The sequence below is a fragment of the Raoultella sp. T31 genome (genome assembly GCF_002806725.1).
Classification (GTDB): domain Bacteria; phylum Pseudomonadota; class Gammaproteobacteria; order Enterobacterales; family Enterobacteriaceae; genus Klebsiella; species Klebsiella electrica.
In genome coordinates this window covers 15,923-38,223 of sequence record NZ_PIBO01000045.1, presented here as the reverse complement: position 1 = coordinate 38,223, position 22,301 = coordinate 15,923, and the positions used below count along the sequence as shown (strand labels likewise).

The 22,301-nt window shown below is 56.8% G+C and carries 19 protein-coding genes and 1 pseudogene; 7 read left to right on the top strand and 13 right to left on the bottom strand.

Annotated elements, in window-relative coordinates; genetic code table 11:
* Positions 1-328: 328 nt before the first annotated feature.
* The 5 genes from CWM52_RS22590 to CWM52_RS22570 all read right to left on the bottom strand — a co-directional run bounded on the left by CWM52_RS22590 (position 329) and on the right by CWM52_RS22570 (position 5,378).
* Complete coding sequence (locus CWM52_RS22590; protein WP_100686135.1) at positions 329-1,615, bottom strand: ABC transporter substrate-binding protein; 1,287 nt, start codon at positions 1,613-1,615, stop codon at positions 329-331.
* Position 1,616: 1 nt separating this feature from the next.
* A complete protein-coding gene (locus tag CWM52_RS22585; RefSeq protein ID WP_100686134.1) occupies positions 1,617-2,759 on the bottom strand; it encodes an ABC transporter ATP-binding protein in 1,143 nt (380 codons plus the stop codon).
* Between the two features lie 12 nt (positions 2,760-2,771).
* On the bottom strand, positions 2,772-3,674 hold the full coding sequence (locus CWM52_RS22580; RefSeq protein ID WP_100686133.1) for a carbohydrate ABC transporter permease: 903 nt from the start codon (positions 3,672-3,674) through the stop codon (positions 2,772-2,774).
* Complete coding sequence (locus CWM52_RS22575) at positions 3,667-4,557, bottom strand: carbohydrate ABC transporter permease (protein ID WP_100686132.1); 891 nt, start codon at positions 4,555-4,557, stop codon at positions 3,667-3,669. Before CWM52_RS22575 ends, CWM52_RS22580 begins: the two co-directional genes overlap by 8 nt.
* 500 nt (positions 4,558-5,057) lie before the next feature.
* Positions 5,058-5,378 carry a cupin domain-containing protein gene (locus CWM52_RS22570; RefSeq protein ID WP_100686131.1) on the bottom strand — a complete coding sequence of 107 codons (321 nt, stop codon included), beginning with the start codon at positions 5,376-5,378 and terminating at the stop codon, positions 5,058-5,060.
* A 140-nt stretch (positions 5,379-5,518) separates the two neighbouring features.
* Here CWM52_RS22570 and CWM52_RS22565 point away from each other — a divergent pair, with 140 nt between their 5' ends.
* Entirely contained in the window at positions 5,519-6,211 is a 693-nt protein-coding gene (locus CWM52_RS22565) for an aspartate/glutamate racemase (RefSeq protein ID WP_100686130.1), read from the top strand.
* Here the strand turns inward: CWM52_RS22565 and CWM52_RS22560 are convergent.
* Positions 6,198-7,124 carry a LysR family transcriptional regulator gene (locus CWM52_RS22560; protein ID WP_100686136.1) on the bottom strand — a complete coding sequence of 309 codons (927 nt, stop codon included), beginning with the start codon at positions 7,122-7,124 and terminating at the stop codon, positions 6,198-6,200. The genes CWM52_RS22565 and CWM52_RS22560 overlap by 14 nt on opposite strands.
* 135 nt (positions 7,125-7,259) lie before the next feature.
* On the opposite strand from CWM52_RS22560, the gene lysA reads away from it, so the two are divergent.
* Positions 7,260-8,522 (top strand): diaminopimelate decarboxylase, encoded by a 1,263-nt coding sequence (gene lysA / locus CWM52_RS22555; protein WP_100686129.1) that lies wholly within the window; start codon positions 7,260-7,262, stop codon positions 8,520-8,522.
* On the opposite strand, the gene CWM52_RS22550 is transcribed toward lysA, so the two are convergent.
* Positions 8,519-9,517: a LacI family DNA-binding transcriptional regulator gene (locus CWM52_RS22550; RefSeq protein ID WP_160703339.1), complete on the bottom strand. Its 999-nt coding sequence runs from the start codon at positions 9,515-9,517 to the stop codon at positions 8,519-8,521. The genes lysA and CWM52_RS22550 overlap by 4 nt on opposite strands.
* Positions 9,518-9,736: 219 nt before the next feature.
* On the opposite strand from CWM52_RS22550, the gene CWM52_RS22545 reads away from it, so the two are divergent.
* Positions 9,737-10,216 (top strand): GNAT family N-acetyltransferase, encoded by a 480-nt coding sequence (locus CWM52_RS22545; protein WP_100686127.1) that lies wholly within the window; start codon positions 9,737-9,739, stop codon positions 10,214-10,216.
* Here CWM52_RS22545 and galR read toward each other — a convergent pair.
* Entirely contained in the window at positions 10,177-11,193 is a 1,017-nt protein-coding gene (gene galR / locus CWM52_RS22540; RefSeq protein ID WP_100686126.1) for an HTH-type transcriptional regulator GalR, read from the bottom strand. The genes CWM52_RS22545 and galR overlap by 40 nt on opposite strands.
* Positions 11,194-11,895: 702 nt before the next feature.
* Here galR and aas point away from each other — a divergent pair.
* Both aas and lplT read left to right on the top strand, forming a co-directional pair.
* On the top strand, positions 11,896-14,055 hold the full coding sequence (gene aas, locus CWM52_RS22525) for a bifunctional acyl-ACP--phospholipid O-acyltransferase/long-chain-fatty-acid--ACP ligase (RefSeq protein WP_100686125.1): 2,160 nt from the start codon (positions 11,896-11,898) through the stop codon (positions 14,053-14,055).
* Positions 14,048-15,241, top strand: a complete 1,194-nt coding sequence (lplT, locus tag CWM52_RS22520) for a lysophospholipid transporter LplT (RefSeq protein ID WP_100686124.1) — start codon at positions 14,048-14,050, stop codon at positions 15,239-15,241. Before aas ends, lplT begins: the two co-directional genes overlap by 8 nt.
* Before the next feature lie 373 nt (positions 15,242-15,614).
* Here lplT and CWM52_RS22515 read toward each other — a convergent pair whose 3' ends face one another.
* From CWM52_RS22515 to CWM52_RS26920, 5 genes and pseudogenes are all read right to left on the bottom strand, one after another.
* On the bottom strand, positions 15,615-16,655 hold the full coding sequence (locus CWM52_RS22515) for an NADP(H)-dependent aldo-keto reductase (RefSeq protein WP_100686123.1): 1,041 nt from the start codon (positions 16,653-16,655) through the stop codon (positions 15,615-15,617).
* A 235-nt stretch (positions 16,656-16,890) separates the two neighbouring features.
* Positions 16,891-17,109, bottom strand: coding sequence for a YgdI/YgdR family lipoprotein (locus CWM52_RS22510; RefSeq protein ID WP_100686122.1), 219 nt, complete (start codon positions 17,107-17,109; stop codon positions 16,891-16,893).
* A 124-nt stretch (positions 17,110-17,233) separates the two neighbouring features.
* Positions 17,234-17,947 (bottom strand): TerC family protein, encoded by a 714-nt coding sequence (locus CWM52_RS22505; RefSeq protein ID WP_100686121.1) that lies wholly within the window; start codon positions 17,945-17,947, stop codon positions 17,234-17,236.
* A 63-nt stretch (positions 17,948-18,010) separates the two neighbouring features.
* Positions 18,011-18,706 (bottom strand): DNA mismatch repair endonuclease MutH, encoded by a 696-nt coding sequence (mutH, locus tag CWM52_RS22500; RefSeq protein ID WP_100686120.1) that lies wholly within the window; start codon positions 18,704-18,706, stop codon positions 18,011-18,013.
* An 88-nt stretch (positions 18,707-18,794) separates the two neighbouring features.
* Positions 18,795-18,947: pseudogene (locus tag CWM52_RS26920) on the bottom strand (hypothetical protein); the annotation flags it as partial.
* 441 nt (positions 18,948-19,388) lie between these two features.
* Here CWM52_RS26920 and rppH point away from each other — a divergent pair.
* Positions 19,389-19,919: an RNA pyrophosphohydrolase gene (gene rppH, locus CWM52_RS22485; protein WP_100686117.1), complete on the top strand. Its 531-nt coding sequence runs from the start codon at positions 19,389-19,391 to the stop codon at positions 19,917-19,919.
* 12 nt (positions 19,920-19,931) lie between these two features.
* On the top strand, positions 19,932-22,178 hold the full coding sequence (gene ptsP, locus CWM52_RS22480; protein ID WP_100686116.1) for a phosphoenolpyruvate--protein phosphotransferase: 2,247 nt from the start codon (positions 19,932-19,934) through the stop codon (positions 22,176-22,178).
* The last annotated feature ends 123 nt before the right edge of the window (positions 22,179-22,301 follow it).

The following is a 22,301-nucleotide window of genomic DNA, read 5'->3' as shown; positions in this document are numbered from 1 at the left end:
GAATGACGACAAGGTTTCCCGGGTTGCGGCGTAACGCCTTACCCGGGCTACCAGGCACAAGATTGCGGCGCAATGTGCCTTAACCGGGCCAGGGGCCCGCAGACAGCGGTGAACCGGTAGCCCGGCTAAGCGCAGCGCGAGCCGGGGCGGTGCCGAATGGCGACAAGGTTTCCCGGGTTGCGGCGTAACGCCTTACCCGGGCTACCAGGTACAAGATTGCGGCGCAATGTGCCTTAACCGGGCCAGGGGCCCGCAGACGGCGGTGAACCGGTAGCCCGGCTAAGCGCCGCGCGAGCCGGGGGCGTAGGGTAGGGAGAATGAGCCACCGTTAGCGCATGGCGCGTTTCAGAATACGATCGGACTGGCGCTGGAAGTCGGCGGCCGTCTCTTCTACGCTTTTCTGCCCGTAGTCGATGTACTGCAGCGATGTGCCAAACTGGGCAACGATCTGCGGGTCATCAAAATAAGGCGATACCGGGAGTTTCGTCGGCAGCGACTGCGCCAGCTTCAGCCCGGATATGGCCGGATTGTCGGTTTTGATCGTGCCGTCTTCGGTCAGGTAGTGCACCGCCACTTTGCTTAACGGCACGCCGCGCTCAAGGCCCAGCGTATCCACGCCCTCTTTGCTGTTTAGCAGGAAGTTAATCACTTTCGCCGCCGCTTGCGGGTTCTTCGTCGATTTGCCGATGGAGAGCATCTGCGCCGGTTTAAAGAACAGGCCAGCATCGGTGGCGCCCGGCAGCATCGGATAGTCGCCCAGCGCCAGCTTCGCCGGCGGCTTCAGGTTGTCGGAGTATTTGTTGATGGTGGAGTTCCACATATAGGTCCCCGCCCATTCGCCCTGAATCCACGGCTTCATTTCGTACATGTTGCTCTTGCCGAACGAGGCATAGTATTTGGTGTCCGGCATCACGTGGCTGTCGATGAGCTTTTTATACATCTGGAAAAATTCGACCCACTGTTCTTTGCTGTAGGAGAATTTCTTCGTTTTCTCGTCGATGGCCGGCTGGTTGTATTTCTGAACCATGTAAGAGTTCAGCAGCGCCAGCGTATCCTGATGCTCCAGCACCACCGGGTAATACTGCTTACCCAGCTTGCTCTCAAAGGTTTTGCCCGCCGCCATCAGCTCGTCCCAGGTTTTCGGGAAGGCGACGCCAGCCTTTTTCCAGGTTTCGTCGTTAAAGTAGAACACCCTGGCGGTCACGGAAATCGGGATACCGTTGAGCTTGCCATTGACCGTGGTGGACTGCAGCTCTTTGGCATCGAACTGGCTGAGGTCGATGATATCCTTCATTTTATACAGATCGTAAAAACCCTCGCCGTTCTTCGAGAAGATCGGCAGCCAGTTCCAGTTGGTCTGCATCACGTCCGGCTCGGTCCCGCCGGCGATTTGGGTGGTCAGGCGCGAAAGATGGCCGTCCCAGCCGGTATATTCGGCTTTAACGTTGATGTCCGGATTCTGTTGATGAAACTCCTCCAGCGCTTTCAGGGTGACCTGATGGCGGCCGTTGCCGCCCCACCATGACATACGCAGATCGACATCTTTTGCCAGAGACGGTAACGCGGTAAGGCCCAGAGTGGCGGAGATTGCGGCGCTTAAAAGCACTTTTTTCATTTTAATACTCCAGTGATGACAGAGAGATGTTCTGTTCGGTAGCGGCATCAAAGAGATGGCACTTATTCATGTCGAATTTGAACCACACTTTGCGATGCAGCCCTTTTTCAATCATCGGCTTAGCCTGGTCAGAAGGGACGCGGGCGGTCAGTTCATAGTCGGCGACTTTCAGGTAGACGAAAAACTCGTGGCCCATGTTCTCGACCCGCACCATTTCGCCCGAGCAGCCGCCTTCGGCGAACGGTTCATCGGCAATGGCGACAAACTCCGGGCGCACGCCGTAGAACAGCGGCTGGTTTGTATGGCTGCCGACTTTATCCTGCAGGGCCGCGCTTAACGGCAGCCGCTCATCGCCGATAGTCAGGTGCAGGCGCCCGGCCTGTTCAACCAGCTTGCAGGGGCGGATGTTCATCTCCGGGGCGCCGATAAAGCCGGCCACGAACATGTTTTTCGGTTTGTGATACAGGTTGTCCGGGGTATCGACCTGCATGATATGCCCGAGCTTCATGACGCAGATCCGGTCGCCCATGGTCATCGCTTCGGTCTGGTCGTGGGTGACGTACACGGTGGTCGCCGGCTTGCCGGATTTCTTCAGTTGCTTGTGCAGATCGGAAATACGGATCCGCATCGAGGCGCGCAGCTTGGCGTCAAGGTTAGAGAGCGGTTCATCAAACAGGAACACATCCGGTTTTTTGACAATCGCCCGGCCAACCGCCACGCGCTGGGCCTGGCCGCCGGAAAGCTGGCGCGGCAGACGGTCGAGCAGCGCTTCCAGTTCGAGGATTTTGGCGGCCTCGTTAACCTGGGCGTCAATCTGATCTTTCGGCAGCTTGCTCAGCTTGAGGCCAAAGGCCAGATTCTCGCGCACCGTCATATGCGGGTAGAGCGCATAGTTCTGGAACACCATCGCAATACCGCGTGATTTTGGCGCGAGGTTGTTGACTATCTTCTCGCCGATACGCACTTCGCCGCCGCTGATGGTTTCCAGCCCGGCCAGCATGCGCAGGGTGGTGGATTTCGCGCAGCCGGATGGCCCGACGATCACCATAAACTCGCCGTCCGCGATTTTCAGGTCGATAGCATGTACCGCTTTGAAGCCGTTGGAGTAAACTTTTTCCAGTTTGTTGAAAATAACTTCAGCCATGATATTTCCCTCTTAACCTTTGATTCCGCTGCTGGTCACGCCCTGTACGAAGTAGCGTTGTGCCAGGAAGAACACGATGATGGATGGCAGAATAGAGATACTCGCCATTGCCAGAATTTCGTTCCACGGAGCGCCTTCCGTGACGTCGATGGACATTTTCAGCGCCAGTGCGATAGGATACTTATCGACGCTATAGACGTAAATCAGCGGGCCGATAAAGTCGTTCATCGACCACATAAACTGGAACAGCGCCACCGAGATAATCGCCGGTTTCAGAATCGGCACCACCACGTACCACAGCACCTGAATCGAGTTGCAGCCGTCAATCTGCGCCGCCTCTTCCATATCGCGCGGTACGCCGCGCAGGAACTGGATCAGCATGAAGACGAAGAATCCCTGGGTGGCGAAGGCCAGCGGCAGGTACAGCGGCAGATAGCTGTTCAGCATGCCCATTTCACGGAACATCAGGTATTGCGGGATCAGCAGCACGGTGCTCGGCAGCAGCATGGTGGTGATAAGCGTGGCGAACCAGAACTTCTTCCACGGGATTTCGAAGCGGGCAAAGCCGTAGGCCACGATGGTGGAGGAGATAATGGTCAGCAGAACTTTCGGGATCACATACTTAAAGGTGTTCAGCATGTAGTGACCGAAGTTGTACTCGGTGCCGGTTTTCCAGCCGTTAATAAAGCCGTCCCAGGTCGCATGAGCCGGCCACAGGCTCAGGGTGGTGAAGATCTCATGGTTCGGTTTGAACGACGCCGAAAACATCCACACCAACGGGTAGAGCATCAGCAGGCCGACGAACAGCAGGATGACGTAACGGATTGTCCGGCTGATTTTTTCGCGGCGCAGGGTACGGGCAACTTCGCGCTCCGCAATTTCCATTGCCGGGGTGATGTGTTGAATATCAGCCATTTTTGCCTCCCTTATCGGCGGAGTAGAACACCCAATATTTCGATGACTTAAAGGCGATGGCGGCAAAGACCGCGACCACCAGGAACAGCACCCACGCCAGCGCCGCGCCGTACCCCATATCGAAGTACTTAAAGGCGGTGTCGTAGATATAGAGCGAGAACAGATAGGTGGAGTAGGTGGGGCCGCCGCCGGTGATGACGTACGGACCGGTAAACTCCTGGAATGCCTGGGTGGTCTGCATAATAAAGTTGAAGAAGATGACCGGCGTAATCAGCGGCACGGTCACTTTCATGAACATCTGCCACTGAGACGCGCCGTCGATCATTGCCGCTTCATACTGTGACTGCGGGACGTTTTGCAGCGCGGCAAGGAAGATGACCATCGCCGAGCCAAACTGCCAGACGCGCAGCAGGGTGACGGACATCAGCGCCAGCGACGGCTCGCCGAGCCAGTTCACCGGGTCGAATCCCAGCACGCCGATAAAGCTGTTCAGCAGGCCGTCGATAGCGAACAGCGCACGCCACAGGACGGCAATCGCCACCGAACTACCGAGAATGGACGGAATGTAATAAGCGGTACGGAAAAAGCCGATACCGCGTAGCTTAAAGTTGAGGACAAACGCAATACCCAGTGCGAAAGCCAGTTTTAACGGAATGGTTAAAAAGACGTAGGCAAAGGTCACGCCCATGGATTTCCAGAAGAGGCCATCTTCGGTCAGCATGTAGCGATAGTTTTCAATGCCGTTAAATACCGGCGGGCTCATCAAATCGTACTCAGTGAAACTGAGGAAGAAAGATGAAACAAAGGGAAAAGCGGTAAAGACTATCAGCCCGATGATATAGGGCGATATCCATGCCAATCCCAGTATCTTGTTTTCATTCATACATACCTACCTGGCTTACGAGTTTGTAAAACGGATTCGGGGTCATGGTTTTCTGTGTCCGGTCATGGCCAGAAAGTGAATCGGTGTCTGGTTCATCTTCTGGCGTTGGCTTCCTTTTTTAACATTTTGTTTATTATGGGTTTTTGCGTTCAACTTCCCTGCTGGGCCCCACTATTTCGCTTGCTGCGGGTCCGGTGATTTAATTTTATAAAACGCTGTTTTAAATTTATTTTATTACGATTTATTACGTAGTCATTCGATTCATAGCGGAAATGTGATCGAAGTCGAAACGATGTTTCAAAAAACTGAGATGGCGAGCGTTTTCCAGAGATAATGAGGCGCAGGGGATGGTGATGAAGCTAAGGACGCATGCCGGAGCGAGGAGGGTGAGTGGCAGGCTAATCATTTTGTTGTTACATATTTACTAACAAATTATTCTGGTGGAAAGGAAAGAAGGGATCAACAAGGGGCACGTTGAATATGCCCCGGCAAGCGGCGTTTTACAGGAAATCCTCACGCACGGGCGTAAAGGTATCCAGCAGGGTGCCCGCTTTCAGGCAGAGGCAGCCGTGCATAATATGCGGCTTTTTGTAGAGCGTATCGCCGGCGCGCACCACGCGTTTCTCTTCACCGATGGTGAACTCAAATTCGCCGGATAGCACATAGGTCAACTGTTCGTGGGGGTGATTGTGCACTGCACCGATGGCCCCCGCGTCGAAATTGACCTCCACGGCCATCATATTGCCACCGTGCGCAAGAATGCGACGGGTCACGCCATTGCCCAGATCTTCAAGGGTGGTCTGGTTATGAAAAATAAACATCCGGCAGCCTTGTTGTTAAATGAAACAATGTTTCATTTAATTTATCGCAGAATCGTCGGCAAAGAAACGAGCGGCGACAAAAGTGGAAAGTTGATCACAAGTTTGTTTCACTGGAGCAAAGCATAAATCAGGAGCGGATGATGAAAACGATTGGCCTGTTGGGCGGCATGAGCTGGGAATCCACCATTCCCTATTACCGTTTGATCAACGAAGGTATCAAAACACATTTGGGCGGCCTGCATTCGGCGAGTCTGCTGCTGCACAGCGTCGATTTCCATGAGATAGAAGCCTGCCAGTCCGCAGGGGACTGGGATCGCGCCGGCGAGATGCTGGCGCAGGCGGCATTTGGCCTGCAGCAGGCGGGCGCGGAAGGGATTGTTTTGTGTACCAATACCATGCATAAAGTGGCGCAGGCCATCGAAACGCGCTGTGAAGTGCCGTTCCTGCATATCGCCGACGCCACCGGGCGTGCGATTACCGCCAAAGGCCAGAAGCGGGTCGCCCTGCTCGGAACGCGCTATACCATGGAGCAGGATTTTTATCGTGGACGCCTGCAGGCGCAGTTCGCTATCGAGACGCTGATTCCGCAAGCTGACGATCGCGAACGCATCAACCGGATCATTTTTGATGAGCTGTGCCTGGGCGCGTTTAACGACGACTCCCGTGATTATTACCTGCAGGTGATTGACGCGCTGGCGGCGCAGGGCGCGGAAGGGGTTATTTTCGGCTGTACCGAGATTGGTCTGCTGGTGCCGGTGGAGAGTAGCCCGCTGCCGGTGTTCGATACCGCCGCGATTCACGCCGCGGACGCGGTGACATTTATGCTCTCTTAAGCACCGCGTCCAGCGGGCCTTGAATCCGCTGCAGACTCCCTTGCAGGTGCTGAACAAATGTCTCGACCAGCGCCGATCCCGGGCGGTGCAGCGGGCGGATCAAGCTGACGGTGAACGGCACATCGACGCTAAAGCGGCGCACCGCCACGCCGCTTTCGGCATAGTCGAGGGCGGTCAGCGGGTTGACGACCGAGAGTCCGACGCCCGCCCGCACCATCGCACAAATGGAGGCCGCGCTGTGGGTCTCCACGACCATCCGGCGCTTCACCTGGTGCTCAAGAAACAGGGCATCAAGCAGCTGGCGATAGCTGTCAGTACGCGACAGGCTGATATAGTTTTCACCGTGGAAATCGGCCGGAGTCAGCACCGGCTTGCTGGCAAGCGGGTGGCTCCGGGGCAGTACGCACACCTCGTTGAGCGTTAACAGCGGCGTGCGTTCGGTCCCGGCGGGCGTGTGCAGGGTTTCCGTCAGACCGAGATCGTGACGTTGGGCGGAGAGCCACTCCTCCAGCAGGGGGGACTCCTGCGGCACAATCTGCAGGCTGACCTCGGGATAGCGCGCCAGAAAGGGCTGTAGCAGCAGCGGCAAAAACGACTGGGAAAACACCGGCAGGCAGGCGACAGACAGTTCGCCCTGGCGAAATTCGCGCAGGCTCTCGGCGGCGCTGACGATGCGGTCCAGTCCGTACCAGGAACGCTGAACCTCCTCAAACAGCCGCAATCCCTGCACCGTTGGCTGCAAGCGCCCGCGGGTGCGCTCAAACAGTTGCAGCCCGATCACCTTTTCAAAACGTGCCAGCTCGCGGCTGACGGTCGGCTGAGAGGTGTTCAGCAGGCGAGCCGCCTCGGTCAGGTTGCCGGTGGTCATCACCGCATGGAAGATTTCGATATGGCGTAAATTGACGGCGGGCATGGCGGCTCTCGGCGGATTGGCGGTATCCATATCATTTTTGCATAGAGTCACGATAAAACGATATTTTTTATTCTCTTCAGCCTATGGCGTAATCATAAAAAAACACGCACAACACAGATAACGCCGGAGTTCATTATGCCACGCTCGCTTTACGCCACCGATACCGACCTGACTGCCGGGAACCTGCTCCGCCTGCCTGGCGAATTTGGCTGCCCGGTGTGGGTCTACGACGCGCAGATTATCCGCCGCCAGATAGCCCAGCTCAGCCAGTTCGACGTGGTGCGCTTTGCCCAGAAGGCCTGCTCCAATATCCATATTTTGCGCTTGATGCGTGAACAGGGCGTCAAGGTGGATTCCGTCTCCCTCGGGGAGATTGAACGTGCGCTGGCGGCGGGTTATGACCCGCAGCAGCATCCGGAAGATATCGTTTTTACCGCCGACCTGATCGACGAGGCGACGCTGGAACGCGTCAAGGCCCTGCAGATCCCGGTGAATGCCGGTTCAGTCGATATGCTGAGCCAACTGGGGGAAGTCTCTCCCGGTCATCGCGTCTGGCTGCGCGTCAACCCGGGCTTTGGTCACGGCCACAGCCAAAAAACCAACACCGGCGGCGAAAACAGCAAACACGGGATCTGGTACAGCCATCTGCCGGCGGCGCTGGAAATAATGCGTCGCTACCAGCTCCAGCTGGTGGGGATCCACATGCATATTGGTTCCGGGGTTGACTATGGCCATCTGGAGCAGGTTTGCGGCGCGATGGTGCGTCAGGTGGTGGAGTTTGGCCAGGATCTACAGGCGATCTCCGCCGGTGGCGGGCTGTCGATCCCTTATCGCGAAGGTGAAGAGGCGATCGATACCGATCATTACTATGGCCTGTGGAACGCCGCGCGCGAACAGATCGCCCGACATCTCGGCCATCCGGTGAAACTGGAAATCGAGCCGGGTCGCTTCCTGGTGGCTGAATCCGGGGTGCTGGTCTCTCAGGTCCGTAGCGTCAAAGAGATGGGCAGTCGCCACTTTGTGCTGATTGATGCCGGTTTTAACGATCTGATGCGTCCGTCAATGTACGGCAGCTATCACCATATTACCGCCCTGGCGGCGGATGGCCGCAACCTGAGCGCCGCACCGCTTGTCGACACCGTCGTGGCCGGGCCGCTGTGCGAATCGGGCGACGTCTTTACTCAGCAGGAAGGGGGCAAGGTAGAGACGCGTTTGCTGCCTGAAGTCGCGCCGGGGGATTATCTGGTGCTGCATGATACGGGGGCCTACGGCGCGTCAATGTCCTCAAACTACAACAGCCGCCCGCTGCTGCCGGAAGTGCTGTTCGACAACGGCAGCGCACGGCTGATCCGTCGTCGGCAGACGATTCAGGAGCTGCTGGCCTTAGAGCAGTTCTAAAAATAGGGTCCCGTCGTTACCGACTCCCGCAATACCAGGGTGCCGGTAAACGGCGGGATCGTTTCGATCGGCTGGTCGTTGGCGAGCTTGATCGCCTGATCGATCGCGGTGGTTATCATATTATCGATCGGCAGATAGACCGTCGACAGGCCGGGCTCCAGCCATTTCGCGCTCGGGGCATCGTCGAAGCCGAACAGCGAAACGTCCTGCGGGATTTGCAGCCCCGCCTGGTGCAGCGCTTTTGAGGCGCCCAGCGCCATATCATCGTTACACGAAAACAGCGCGCTGAACGTTGTGTTCTCAGCAAGCAGCTCGCGACACAGTTCATAGCCGCGGGTCATCGTAGAATCGCCGTATTTAACTTTCGCCGGATCCCAGGCGATACCGTGCTTTTTCAGGGCCTTGCGGTATCCCTGCAGACGGGCCTTCCCCGTCGGCGTGTGCATCGGCACGGTGATGCAGGCGATATCCCGGTGCCCTTGCGTAATCAGATAACTGACCGCCTGAAAAGCCGCATCTTCCTGCTCGAAGAACACGCAGCGTTCCCGCGCCAGGCTGACGTCGCGGTTAATCACCACCAGCGGCGTATCGATGGATTCGATCAGCGACATGATCTTCTTTTCGCTCATGTGGCGGGTATAGAGGATGATGGCGTCGCACTGGCGGTCGGCGAGCATCTGTACCGCCTCTTCTTCGCGTTCCGGGGCATCGTGGCCGTCGGTGACGATCAGCTGTTTTCCCCAGGCTTCCGTCTGGCGCGAAGCCTGTTGCAGCAGGCGGCCAAAATAGAAACCATCGAAGGTCGAAACCACCAGTCCGATACTGTTGCTGGTGCGGTTCGCCAACGAACGGGCGAGAAAGTTTGGCCGGTATCCCAGCTCTTCCATCGCTTTGAATACCTGTTGGCGGGTGCTCTCTTTTACCTGACCTGTGCCGTTCAACACGCGGGAAACCGTCGCTTTAGAGACGCCTGCGCGAATTGAGACATCCAGCATTGTAGCCATTCATCGATTCCTGATTTCACGTGATAAACCGCAGTTTATCACAGACATTCAGGGGGATATGCGCCCAACCGGGGGCAAAGAACTATCGCGATCACGCTTTTTGCAGGAAATGCCCGCAAAATGGTTCTTCCACGCGCTGACCTCCTCGCCACCGACCGCTGCGGGCGCGGTATACTGGCAGCCAGAGAATTTTTCAGCAGGGGATCGGTTATGCATATTCAGCCCTTATACGCCGCGCCGCAGCACGCCGAACAGGTGGCGATGTGGCTCTGGCAGGCCTTTGGCGGCGAAACGCTGCCGCTGCCTTTTTTTGCTACTCTCATTGCCCACAGCCAGACGCCGGAGGCGCTGCCGCTGACCTTTATCGCCGTCGAGGGTGAGACGCTGGCAGGGACGGTGGGGCTGTGGCGCTGCGACTTAATCAGCCGTCAGGATCTGTTCCCGTGGATGGCGGCGCTGTATGTCGCCCCGCACGCGCGTGGACGGGGCATCGCGGGAAAGCTGCAACAGCATGCGATCGACTATGCGCGCCAGCTCGGGTACCCGCAGCTGTATCTCTACTCCGCCTGCCGCGATTTTTATGAGCGTTTTGGCTGGCAGTATATTGGTGAAGGGCTGGATTACCCGGCCACCCCCGTCAGCCTGTATCGTTACGACTTATCGCTTTCCGACGGCGCCATCACCGAATGACGGCGAACCAGCGTCGGGCTGAATAGATGGGTGATTTCAGGCGCCGGGCGCTGATCTGCCAGCGCCAGTGCCAGTTCGGCGGCCTGCGTTGCCATGGTGACGATGGGGTAACGCACCGTCGTCAGGCGCGGGCGAACATAGCGCGAGATCAGCACATCATCGAAGCCAATCAGCGAAATCTCGCGCGGGACGTCGATACCATTATCATTCAGCACCCCCATCGCGCCGGCGGCCATCGAGTCGTTATAACAGGCGACAGCGGTAAAATTTCTGCCGCGCCCCAGCAGTTCGGTGATGGCCTGCTCGCCGCCGCTTTCATCAGGTTCGGCAAAGGTCACCAGCCGATCGTTGCAGGGCAGGCCGCTCTCCGTTAACGCCGCGTAATAGCCTTGCAGACGATCTTCAGCATCCGAAATCGCGTGGTTGGAGCAGAGGTAGCCGATACGGGTATGCCCCTGTTGGATCAGATGACGGGTCGCCAGCCAGGCGCCGTAGCGGTCATCCAGCGCCACGCAGCGCTGTTCAAAGCCCGCCAGAATACGGTTGATCAGCACCATGCCGGGGATCTGTTTCATCAACCCGACGAGCTCATCATCGGGGATCATTTTCGCGTGTACCACCAGCGCAGCGCAGCGATGGCGGATAAGCTGCTCAATCGCCTGACGCTCTTTTTTAATGCTGTGATACCCGTTGCCGATCAGCAAAAAGTTACCGGTGTTGTAGGCCACCTGTTCGACGGCTTTGACCATGGCACCGAAGAAAGGATCGGACACGTCACCCACCACCAGCCCAACGGTCTCCGTTGACTGCTGCGCCAGCGCGCGCGCGTTCGCATTGGGATGATAATTGAGCGTTTCCATCGCCGCAGTCACCGACTGGCGCGAGGTTTCACTGGCTTTGGGGGAGTTGTTGATTACGCGGGATACGGTAGCGACGGACACTCCAGCGAGTCGGGCTACATCCTTAATTGTCGCCATACCAGACCTTTTATAGGGTAAGCGTTTACATAACGGTTATGTTACGGGAAAGTGCTGCAGATTCAAGGCTGGAGGCGTCTGGCGTTACGCAAATGTGATGCAGATTGACCTTCATGGTGAAAAAGTTACACAGCGACAAGCGCGGGGGCGCAGACGAATGAAACGGCGAAGGGAAGATTCACACCTTTGCTTACACTTTGCGATTAGCTGTTGCGAATGTTCGCTGGTTTATCCATTCATTGCATTGATATTCTGGCTATCCCAGAGGTATTGATAGGTGGAGCTAACGTAACGTTAGCCACTCTAATTACACCAGCCTGCGCAGATGCGCAGGTTTTTTTTGCCCCTCGTCTGAACATGCCGCGTTCGCCCCGTGACAGGCCCTCGGCACCCTCAGCGGATGGCTCTCTTCCTGTCCGCCGCTCGCCGCTGTTACAGATAGCGAAAATGGCAATAACTGGTTGCACTTAGGTTTATTCCCTTGCGTTTTATCGCTGGTGCGGCAGGGGCAAAAAACCGGACAATCAGGGTCCCAGAGGTATTGATAGGTGAGTTTTTAAGTACGCATTTCGTACTGATTATCTTGCACCGGCCTGCGCAGATGCGCAGGTTTTTTTTCTGCCAGACATTTCTTCCGCACTGCTTTCAAACGCCTTCTCGTGTAACCTGCAATGACTTAATCACCGGTCAAATGGAGTTGTTATGCTGTTGGCATTTTTCAGGCTGTTGTTCAAAGGGTTGTATCGGGTCAGATTGACCGGTGACACGCAGTCCTTGCAACAACAAAAGGTGTTGATCACCCCGAATCACGTCTCGTTTCTCGATGGGATCCTGCTCGCCTTATTCCTGCCCGTCCGACCGGTCTTTGCGGTGTACAGTTCTATCAGCCAGCGCTGGTTTATGCGCGTGCTGACGCCGCTTATCGACTTTGTCCCGCTCGACCCGACGAAACCGATGTCGATAAAACACCTGGTGCGGCTGATTGAGCAGGGGCGTCCGGTGGTTATCTTCCCGGAAGGGCGTATCTCGGTTAGCGGTTCGCTGATGAAAATCTATGACGGGGCGGCGTTCGTGGCCGCAAAGTCGCAGGCCACCATTATCCCACTGCGTATTGAAGGCGCGGAACTGACTCCGTTCAGCCGCCTCAAAGGGCTGGTTAAACGCCGTCTGTTCCCACGGATCCGGCTGCATTTGCTGCCGCCAACCCGCATTGAAATGCCTCAGGCGCCTCGCGCCCGCGATCGCCGCAAAATTGCCGGGGAGATGCTGCACCAGATCATGATGGAAGCGCGCATGGCGGTGCGCCCGCGAGAAACGCTGTATGAATCGCTGCTGGCGGCGCAGGATCGGTTCGGGGCGCGCAAACATTGCGTGGAAGATATTAATTTCCAGCCTGATACCTACCGCAAGCTGCTGACGAAAACCCTCTTCGTGGCGCGCATCCTCGAAAAATACAGCACACAGGGCGAGAAAATCGGCCTGATGTTGCCCAACGCCGGAATCAGCGCGGCGGTGATTTTTGGCGCCATTGCCCGCGGGCGGGTTCCGGCGATGATGAACTACACCGCCGGGGTAAAAGGGCTGAGCAGTGCGATAACCGCCGCTGAAATTAAAACTGTATTTACCTCCCGCACTTTCCTTGATAAAGGCAAACTCTGGCACCTGCCGGAGCAGCTCACGCAGGTGCGTTGGGTCTTCCTTGAAGACCTGAAGGGCGACATCACGACCGGCGATAAGCTGTGGATTTTTGGCCACCTGCTGGCGCCGAAGCTGGCGCAGGTCAAACAGCAGCCGGAAGATGCGGCGATGATCCTGTTTACCTCCGGTTCGGAAGGCAACCCGAAAGGCGTGGTGCACAGCCACAAAAGCCTGCTGGCTAACGTCGAACAGATTAAAACGATTGCTGACTTTACCGCCAACGATCGCTTTATGTCGGCGTTGCCGCTGTTCCACTCTTTTGGCCTGACGGTGGGGCTGCTGACGCCGCTGTTTACCGGCGCAGAAGTGTTTCTCTATCCCAGCCCGCTGCACTACCGCGTGGTGCCGGAGCTGGTCTACGATCGTAACTGTACGGTGCTGTTCGGGACCTCGACCTTCCTCGCGAACTACGCGCGCTTTGCCAACCCGTATGATTTCTACCGTTTGCGCTACGTGGTGGCCGGGGCGGAAAAACTTCAGGAGAGCACGAAGCAACTGTGGCAGGACAAATTTGGCCTGCGCATTCTCGAAGGCTATGGCGTCACCGAATGTGCGCCGGTGGTATCGATTAACGTCCCGATGGCGGCGAAGGTGGGCACCGTCGGGCGTATTCTGCCGGGGATGGATGCGCGCCTGCTGGCGATGCCGGGTATTGCAGAGGGCGGACGCCTGCAGTTAAAAGGGCCGAACATCATGAATGGCTATCTGCGGGTGGAGAACCCGGGCGTGCTGGAAGCGCCGGCGGCGGAAAATCAGCATGGCGAAGTGGAAAGCGGCTGGTATGACACCGGGGATATCGTCACCTTTGACGAGCAGGGCTACGTGCGCATTCAGGGACGTGCTAAGCGCTTCGCGAAAATCGCCGGCGAAATGGTGTCGCTGGAAATGGTCGAACAGGTGGCGTTGGCCGTCTCACCTGACAAGATGCATGCCACGGCGATTAAACAAGACGCCGCTAAAGGCGAGGCGCTGGTGCTCTTTACCACCGATAATGAACTGAACCGTGAAAAACTGCTGCGTTACGCCCGTGAGCATGGCGTGCCGGAGCTGGCGGTACCGCGCGACATTCGCTGGCTGAAGCAGTTGCCGGTTCTCGGCAGCGGCAAGCCGGACTTTGTCACCCTTAAAGGTATGGTTGAGCAGACGGAAGATTCTGATGAGTGAGTCAGTACACACTAACACCTCGCTGTACTCAAAAGGGATGATGGCGGTCATCTGCGCCCAGTTCCTCTCGGCATTTGGCGATAATGCGCTGCTGTTTGCCACGCTGGCGCTGATGAAGCAGCAGTTCTACCCGGACTGGAGCCAGCCGGTGATGCAGATGCTGTTTGTAGGCGCTTACATACTGTTTGCGCCGTTTGTCGGCCAGTTTGCCGACAGCTTTGCCAAAGGGCGAGTGATGATGGTCGCCAATGGCATGAAGCTGGTTGGCGCAGGCTGCATCTGTTTTGGCCTGAACCCGTTTATCGGCTATACCCTGGTGGGGATCGGCGCGGCGGCCTATTCACCGGCCAAATACGGCATCCTTGGCGAGCTGACCACCGGGGATAAGTTAGTGAAAGCTAACGGTTTGATGGAGTCGTCGACCATTGCGGCTATTTTGCTGGGATCGATGGCCGGCGGTATTCTGGCCGACTGGCACGTGCTGGCCGCGCTGGCTATCTGCGCGCTGGTGTACGGCGGGGCGGTGATCGCCAACCTGTGGATCCCCAAGCTGCCGGCGGCGCGTCCCGGCCAGTCATGGCGGTTTACGCCGATGACCTACAGTTTCTTTAGCGCCTGTAAGACGCTGTGGCGTAACGGGGAAACGCGCTTTTCACTGACCGGAACCAGTCTGTTCTGGGGCGCTGGCGTGACGCTGCGTTTCCTGCTGGTGCTGTGGGTACCGGCGGCGCTTGGCATCACCAGCAACGCCATGCCGACCTATCTTAACGCGATGGTGGCGGTGGGGATTGTGCTGGGGGCCGGGGCTGCCGCGAAGCTGGTGACGTTGCAAACCGTGTCCCGCTGCATGCCTGCCGGGATTTTAATCGGCGTGGCGGTGATCTTCTTTGCTCTCCAGCAGTCGCTGCTGCCCGCATTTGCTTTGCTGTTGCTGCTCGGTATTTTTGGCGGCTTCTTTATTGTGCCGCTCAATGCGCTGCTGCAGGAACGCGGTAAGCATACCGTAGGCGCAGGTAATGCCATTGCGGTACAGAATCTCGGTGAAAACGTGGCGATGCTGCTGATGCTGGGGCTCTATTCGCTGGCGGTGAGTATCGGTATTCCGGTGGTTGGCGTCGGGATTGGCTTTGGCGCGGTGTTTGCGCTGGCTATTGCCGCGCTGTGGATCTGGGGACGGCGTAAATAATTTCCCGGAGGCGATGCTACGCATCTGTCCGGGCTACAAGTTCGTGCGGTTTTGTAGCCGGATAAGGCGTTAGCCGCGACCCGGGAATCTCCCCGGCTCGCGCTGCGCTTAGCCGGGCTACCGTACCCTGCATAGGGCGATTTTGTAGCCCGGGTCAGGCGTGAGCCGCGACCCGGGAATCTCCCCGGCTCGCGCTGCGCTTAGCCGGGCTACTGTACCCTGCATGCGGCGATTTTGTCGCCCGGATAAGGCGTGAGCCGCGACCCGGGAATCTCCCCCGGCTCGCGCTGCGCTTAGCCGGGCTAGCGTATCCTGCATAGGGCGATTTTGTAGCCCGGGTAAGGCGTTTACGCCGCGACCCGGGGTTACGGCCTTACGGTGCCGGGTAGGTATAGACCTGGTGCACCGCTTCAATTTCCGCTAACACCTCTTCACTCAGCTCAAGATGCAGGCTCTCAACGTTGGTTTTAAGCTGCTCCAGCGTGGTGGCGCCCAGCAGGGTGCTGGCGACGAACGGCTGACGACGGACAAAGGCCAGCGCCATCTGCGCCGGGTCGACGTTATGGCGTCTGGCGATATCGACATAGGCCGCCACCGCTTTCTGCGACTGTTCGCTGCTATAGCGCGTGAAGCGGCTGAAGAGCGTATTGCGCGCGCCGACCGGTTTTGCTCCATGAAGATACTTGCCGGTCAGGGTGCCAAATGCCAGGCAGGAGTAGGCCAGCAGCTCAACGCCTTCATACTGGCTGACTTCCGCCAGACCCACTTCGTAGCTACGGTTCAGCAGGCTGTAGGGATTCTGGATGGTGACGATGCGCGGCAGGTCGTGTTTATCCGCCAGGTGCAGGTAGCGCATCACGCCAAAGGCCGTTTCGTTGGAGACGCCGATATAGCGGATTTTACCGGCGCGCTGGAATTCGGTGAGCGCTTCCAGGGTATCCAGCAGGGTGACGACCGGCGCGGAGTCGGTCCAGGTATAGCCCAGTTTGCCGAAGCAGTTGGTCGGGCGCTGCGGCCAGTGAACCTGGTAGAGGTCGAGATAATCGGTTTGCAGACGCTTGAGGCTGTCGTGCAGCGCGTCACGGATGTTTTTACGATCCAGCGCATGGTTGGGGCGAATACTGCTGTCGTTGTTACGCGCGGGGCCGCTGACTTTAGAGGCGATAACCAGCTTTTCGCGATTGCCGCGTTTCGCCAGCCAGTTGCCGACGTACGTTTCCGTCAGCCCCTGGGTTTCCGGGCGTGGGGGGACAGGATACATCTCAGCGACATCAATCAGGTTAATGCCCTGGCTGACAGCGTAGTCGAGCTGTTGGTGCGCGTCGGCCTCGCTATTCTGCTCACCAAAAGTCATAGTGCCCAGCCCGAGCGTGCTGATTTCAAGAGAACTGTGTGGGATACGGTGATACTGCATAGCCGGCTTCCTTTTTTATTAACAAGGTCAGGAGTTCCCCGACAAAGGAGTATCAAAATGGCAGAGGGGGAGAAAAAGAGGAAGTAAAAAAATCAAAAAAGCCGGGGTTTCAGAATCCGAAGACGCGATGTCGCGGAGGGTTCAGAGGATCCCGACTCTTTATCAAGAGGGGCCGCTGTCGGGGAAGGCGGCCTCACCAGGCAGGTGCTGGCAGGCGTCTGGCCGACGAAAAGTCTTAACGTTTAATAATCTGCGAAACATCGTCGCGGTTGATCTGCATTTTATTGCCCTGCTGATCTTCGTAGCTGATGAGGCCGGTATCATCATCAACGGCTGGCTTACCATCGGTCAGGATCATGCGTCCGTCTTTTGTCGCCATCACGTAATTGCTGCTGCAACCGGAAACCGAGAACGTCAGTCCTACGGCTGAAATCAATACTGCCCATTTTTTCATCGTCATTACCTCTTGGATGGTCGTACCTCGCACCAGTGTATTAATAGCCTGATTTGTGAGACATAAAAAGCAGGAAAGTCTTAAAAAATTTTGCAGCCCAGGGTTTGGGCTGCATTTCTGTGGGTTACAGCGGATTTTTTTTATTACGCAGCAGGTTAAGGCTTTCGACGGCAATCGAAAAGAACATCGCGAAGTAGATGTAGCCTTTCGGAATGTGTATTTCGAAGCTTTCCAGCATCAGCGTAAAGCCGACCAGAATCAGAAACGACAGGGCCAGCATTTTCACCGATGGATGACGGTCGACAAAGTCGCCAATCGGTCGGGCGGCGAACATCATTACGCCGACGGCAATGACCACCGCGGCCATCATGATGAACAGATGATCCGACAGCCCAACCGCGGTAATCACCGAGTCGAGGCTGAAAATGATATCCAGTACCATGATCTGCACGATGGCGCCCATAAATGAATGGACATTGGTTTTTAGCCCTTCCTCTTCTCCCTCGATCGACTCGTGGATCTCTTTACTCGCCTTCCAGATAAGGAACAGACCGCCGAGCAGTAAGATCAAATCGCGAAACGAGATCGCGTGGTCGAAAACGGTAAACAGCGGATGGGTGAGCTTAACGACCCAGGCGATAGAGGCCAGCAGCCCCAGACGCATCAGCATCGCGCCCATCAACCCGATACGTCTTGCGTGAGCACGCTGGGCGGTAGGCAGTTTGGCAACAACCAGAGAGAGAAAAATAATATTATCGATCCCCAGCACTATCTCCAGCAGCGTCAGCGTACCGAGCGCCAGCCAGGCGTTGGGATCGGTTATCCATGCAAATAACATTGTTCAAAGTCCTGCAAAAAAGAAAGTCGCAATTATATGCAAGCTGGCAGGCAGAACAAAAAATTAATCGTGGCCGAGGAGAAAATGACGGGCCAGCAGGGCGGCGGTGAAATTCTTCTTCAGGTAGAAGCCGCGCGGCAGCGTGAGAATCGGCTCACCGCGGGCGCCAATCGCCTCGGTTAACGCTTTGCTGTTGGCGGCCTTCGGGCGCAGTTGCAGCACCTCGCCATGACGAGCGGTGATGCGTTCCACCTGACCGAGCACGATCAGATCCATCAGCTCCTCCCAGTCCATTCGCAGCTGGCGATCCTCTTCTTCATTGGGGCTCCACAGCAGCGGGGCGCCGACGCGGCGTTCCGCCAGCGGAATGGCGCGATCCCCTTCCACCGGTATCCACAGGACGCGTTTAAGCTTATGGCGCACATGGCTGCTCTCCCAGGTCACGCCGCTGTTACCGGTAAGCGGGGCGACGCAAACAAAAGTGGTTTCCAGCGGACGACCCTGGCTATCGACAGGTATGGTCTTCAGCTCGACGCCCAGCGCGGCGAAATCCTGCTCGGGTTTACTGCCGGCGCTGGCGCCCAGCCAGATCTCCAGCAGAATACCGATCCATCCTTTATCGCGTTTTAAATCGCGTGGAATGGCAATCCCCGCCAGCGCCGCCAGTTCGCCCAGCGAGTAGCCCGCTAACCCCTGCGCTTGGGTCAGGAGCTGCTGCTGGGTGTGCGGTGGGGATGTTAGCGGCGCGATGGCGGGCATACGGTAAAACCTCTGGTTAAAAAGTGAACGCTAATTCAGCGCATTGTGGATAGAGTTTACCTTTTTCTGGGTAACTATGACAATTTGATGATTCGTATGGATTTTTTTTCATTTTTTTGTCGTTGTGAAAACAGTGAAAGCGGGTTTTCCAGAACTGGTCACTGGCAATGAACAGGATCTTACACCATGTTATCCACAGAAAAATGGGATAACTGGGGAAAAGTGGCACTACTGTTTCCATTTACAGCCTTGACGTGCGACGAAAATCGAATTTTTAGACAAAATGTGCCCAGTGGACTCGGATAATCTGTGGATAAAATCGTCATTGCTCGATCTTTCATCAGTTCCAGGATCACATGTGTGATGATCATCACGTTTAACTGTAATTATTGAAAGGTATATGTGCTAACATAATGAATGTAATGCCATTATTAAATGATATGATTCGTAGGCGATTCGGACTACTCCGGGTTTTCCCTGGGTAATTCCATACTTCTTCACAACTCTATCCACAGAAAAAGTGAATAAAATGGGGTCGCGATCGCTTTCGTTGTTTATAACTCTGCTGATTACTGTGAGTTATTCAAATGTTATTCGGCGGCACAGTGGCAACAGAGTGGTTTACCGTTCACAGCGAGTGTGAAACAATCGTTCACATTGAAGATTATTTTGAGGTAGTCCGGTGATTGATGACGATGGCTACCGCCCAAATGTCGGTATTGTAATCTGTAATCGCCAGGGCCAGGTGATGTGGGCCAGGCGCTATGGTCAGCACTCGTGGCAGTTCCCGCAAGGGGGCATTAATCCAGGTGAATCAGCCGAGCAGGCCATGTATCGGGAATTGTTCGAAGAGGTGGGGTTAAGTCGTAAAGATGTGCGAATCCTGGCCTCAACCCGTAACTGGCTGCGTTACAAGTTGCCTAAACGTTTGGTGCGTTGGGACACAAAGCCGGTTTGTATCGGCCAGAAACAGAAGTGGTTTCTCCTGCAGTTGATCGGCAGCGATGCGGAAATCAATATGCAAACCAGTAGTACGCCTGAGTTTGATGGTTGGCGCTGGGTAAGTTACTGGTACCCGGTTCGTCAGGTGGTGTCGTTTAAGCGCGACGTGTACCGCCGGGTGATGAAAGAGTTTGCCAGCATGACCATGTCGCTGGCGGAAAGTGCACCTAAACCGCAAAGCGCGCCTGCTTATCGACGTAAAAGAGGTTAAGCCACGCATATTATGCTCACTCGGTTACGAGAAATCGTCGAGAAGGTCGCGAGTGCGCCGCGTTTAAACGAGGCGCTGGATATCCTGGTCACCGATATCTGCATTGCGATGGAAACGGAAGTTTGTTCGGTTTACCTGGCCGATCACGATCGACGATGTTATTACCTGATGGCCACTCGCGGGCTGAAAAAACCTCGCGGGCGTACCGTTGCGCTCGCGTTTGACGAAGGCCTCGTTGGCCTGGTCGGGCGCCTTGCCGAGCCTATCAACCTTGCCGATGCGCAAAAACACCCCAGCTTTAAATACATTCCGGCCGTTAAAGAGGATCGCTTCCGCGCGTTTCTTGGCGTGCCGATTATCCAGCGGCGTCAGCTGCTTGGGGTGCTGGTGGTGCAGCAGCGTGAGCTGCGTCAGTTTGACGAAAGCGAAGAGTCGTTTCTCGTCACTCTGGCGACGCAAATGGCCGCCATTCTTTCCCAGTCTCAGTTGACCGCGCTGTTTGGCCAGTATCGACAGACGCGTATTCGCGCGCTGCCCGCCTCCTCCGGGGTGGCGATTGCCGAAGGCTGGATGGACATCAGTCTGCCGCTCATGGAGCAGGTGTACGAAGCCTCGACGCTGGATACGGCTTCCGAACGCGAACGCCTGACCGGCGCGCTGGAAGAAGCGGCGAGCGAGTTTCGTCGCTACAGCAAGCGCTATGCCGCCGGGGCGCAAAAAGAGACGTCGGCGATCTTCGATCTTTATTCGCACCTGCTTTCCGACGCGCGTCTGCGCCGCGAGCTCTTTGCGGAGGTCGACAAAGGCGCGGTGGCAGAATGGGCGGTGAAAAAGATCATCGAGAAATTCGCCGAACAGTTTGCCGCCCTGAGCGACGGTTATCTGAAAGAGCGGGCTGGCGATCTACGTACTCTCGGCCAGCGCCTGCTTTTCCACCTCGACGATTCCATTCAGGGCCCCAATACCTGGCCGGCGCGTATTGTGCTGGTGGCGGACGAGCTGTCGGCCACGACGCTGGCGGAAGTTCCGCAGGACAGGCTGGCGGGCGTCGTCGTCCGCGATGGCGCCGCGAACTCCCACGCCGCCATTATGGTGCGGGCGCTGGGGATCCCGACGGTTATGGGGGCGGATATCCAGCCTTCGCTACTCCACGGTCACATGCTGGTGGTGGATGGCTACCGCGGCGAACTGCTGGTCGACCCGGAACCGGCGCTGCTGCAGGAATATCAGCGCCTGGTCAGCGAAGAGAATGAACTCAGCCGGCTGGCGGAAGACGATCTGGAACACACTTCCGAGCTGAAAAGCGGCGAGCGGGTGAAGGTTATGCTGAACGCTGGCCTGAGCCTGGAACATGAAGAAAAACTGGGCAATTTTATCGACGGCATCGGTCTGTACCGCACGGAAATTCCGTTTATGCTGCAAAGCGGTTTCCCGTCGGAAGAGGAGCAGGTCGCCCAGTATCAGGGCATGCTGCAGATGTTTAATGAAAAGCCCGTGACCCTGCGTACGCTGGATATCGGCGCCGATAAGCAGCTGCCGTACATGCCGATCAGCGAAGAGAACCCGTGCCTCGGCTGGCGCGGGATCCGTATTACCCTCGATCAGCCGGAAATTTTTCTCATCCAGGTGCGCGCCATGCTGCGTGCCAATGCGGCGACCGGCAATCTGAGTATTTTGCTGCCAATGGTGACCAGCCTTGACGAAGTGGATGAAGCGCGTCGCCTGATCGATCGCGCCAGCCGTGAAGTCGAAGAGATGATTGGCTACGCCATTCCTCGCCCGCGTCTTGGCGTGATGCTGGAAGTGCCTTCGATGGTCTTTATGCTGCCGAACCTCGCCAGCCGCGTGGACTTTATTTCGGTTGGGACCAATGACCTGACTCAGTATATCCTCGCCGTCGATCGTAACAACACCCGGGTCGCCAGCATGTATGACAGCCTGCATCCCGCGGTGCTACGGGCGTTGGCGATGATTGCGCATGACGCCGAACGCTTCGGCATCGACCTGCGGCTGTGCGGTGAAATGGCGGGCGATCCGATGTGCGTGACTATCCTGATTGGCCTTGGCTATCGCCATTTGTCGATGAACGGTCGCTCGGTGGCAAGGGTTAAATACTTGCTGCGGCGTATCGATATTGCAGAAGCTCAGGAGCTGTCGCGCCGGAGCCTTGAGGCGCAGATGGCCACGGAAGTTCGTCATCAGGTGGCGGCTTTCATGGAGCGACGCGGCCTGGGCGGCTTGATCCGCGGCGGCCGGTAGCCGTCAGAGAGCGGTAGGCCGGGTAAGCTTAGCGCCACCCGGCAAAAGAATGGCGCACTCAGGTAGCCCGGACAGACGATCGGTGCCGCCTTTGGAAAACTGCCGTGCGCTGTTAGCATTCAT

Coding starts and splice junctions, on each gene's coding strand:
- CWM52_RS22545 (WP_100686127.1), top strand. CDS start 9,737: ATGCATATTCAGCCCTTATACGCCGCGCCGCAGCACGCCGAACAGGTG.
- CWM52_RS22560 (WP_100686136.1), bottom strand. CDS start 7,124: ATGCCCGCCGTCAATTTACGCCATATCGAAATCTTCCATGCGGTGATG.
- mutH (WP_100686120.1), bottom strand. CDS start 18,706: ATGCCCGCCATCGCGCCGCTAACATCCCCACCGCACACCCAGCAGCAG.
- ptsP (WP_100686116.1), top strand. CDS start 19,932: ATGCTCACTCGGTTACGAGAAATCGTCGAGAAGGTCGCGAGTGCGCCG.
- CWM52_RS22580 (WP_100686133.1), bottom strand. CDS start 3,674: ATGGCTGATATTCAACACATCACCCCGGCAATGGAAATTGCGGAGCGC.
- CWM52_RS22510 (WP_100686122.1), bottom strand. CDS start 17,109: ATGAAAAAATGGGCAGTATTGATTTCAGCCGTAGGACTGACGTTCTCG.
- aas (WP_100686125.1), top strand. CDS start 11,896: ATGCTGTTGGCATTTTTCAGGCTGTTGTTCAAAGGGTTGTATCGGGTC.
- CWM52_RS22505 (WP_100686121.1), bottom strand. CDS start 17,947: ATGTTATTTGCATGGATAACCGATCCCAACGCCTGGCTGGCGCTCGGT.
- CWM52_RS22550 (WP_160703339.1), bottom strand. CDS start 9,517: ATGCTGGATGTCTCAATTCGCGCAGGCGTCTCTAAAGCGACGGTTTCC.
- CWM52_RS22575 (WP_100686132.1), bottom strand. CDS start 4,557: ATGAATGAAAACAAGATACTGGGATTGGCATGGATATCGCCCTATATC.
- CWM52_RS22590 (WP_100686135.1), bottom strand. CDS start 1,615: ATGAAAAAAGTGCTTTTAAGCGCCGCAATCTCCGCCACTCTGGGCCTT.
- lysA (WP_100686129.1), top strand. CDS start 7,260: ATGCCACGCTCGCTTTACGCCACCGATACCGACCTGACTGCCGGGAAC.
- CWM52_RS22585 (WP_100686134.1), bottom strand. CDS start 2,759: ATGGCTGAAGTTATTTTCAACAAACTGGAAAAAGTTTACTCCAACGGC.
- galR (WP_100686126.1), bottom strand. CDS start 11,193: ATGGCGACAATTAAGGATGTAGCCCGACTCGCTGGAGTGTCCGTCGCT.
- CWM52_RS22565 (WP_100686130.1), top strand. CDS start 5,519: ATGAAAACGATTGGCCTGTTGGGCGGCATGAGCTGGGAATCCACCATT.
- lplT (WP_100686124.1), top strand. CDS start 14,048: ATGAGTGAGTCAGTACACACTAACACCTCGCTGTACTCAAAAGGGATG.
- CWM52_RS22515 (WP_100686123.1), bottom strand. CDS start 16,655: ATGCAGTATCACCGTATCCCACACAGTTCTCTTGAAATCAGCACGCTC.
- CWM52_RS22570 (WP_100686131.1), bottom strand. CDS start 5,378: ATGTTTATTTTTCATAACCAGACCACCCTTGAAGATCTGGGCAATGGC.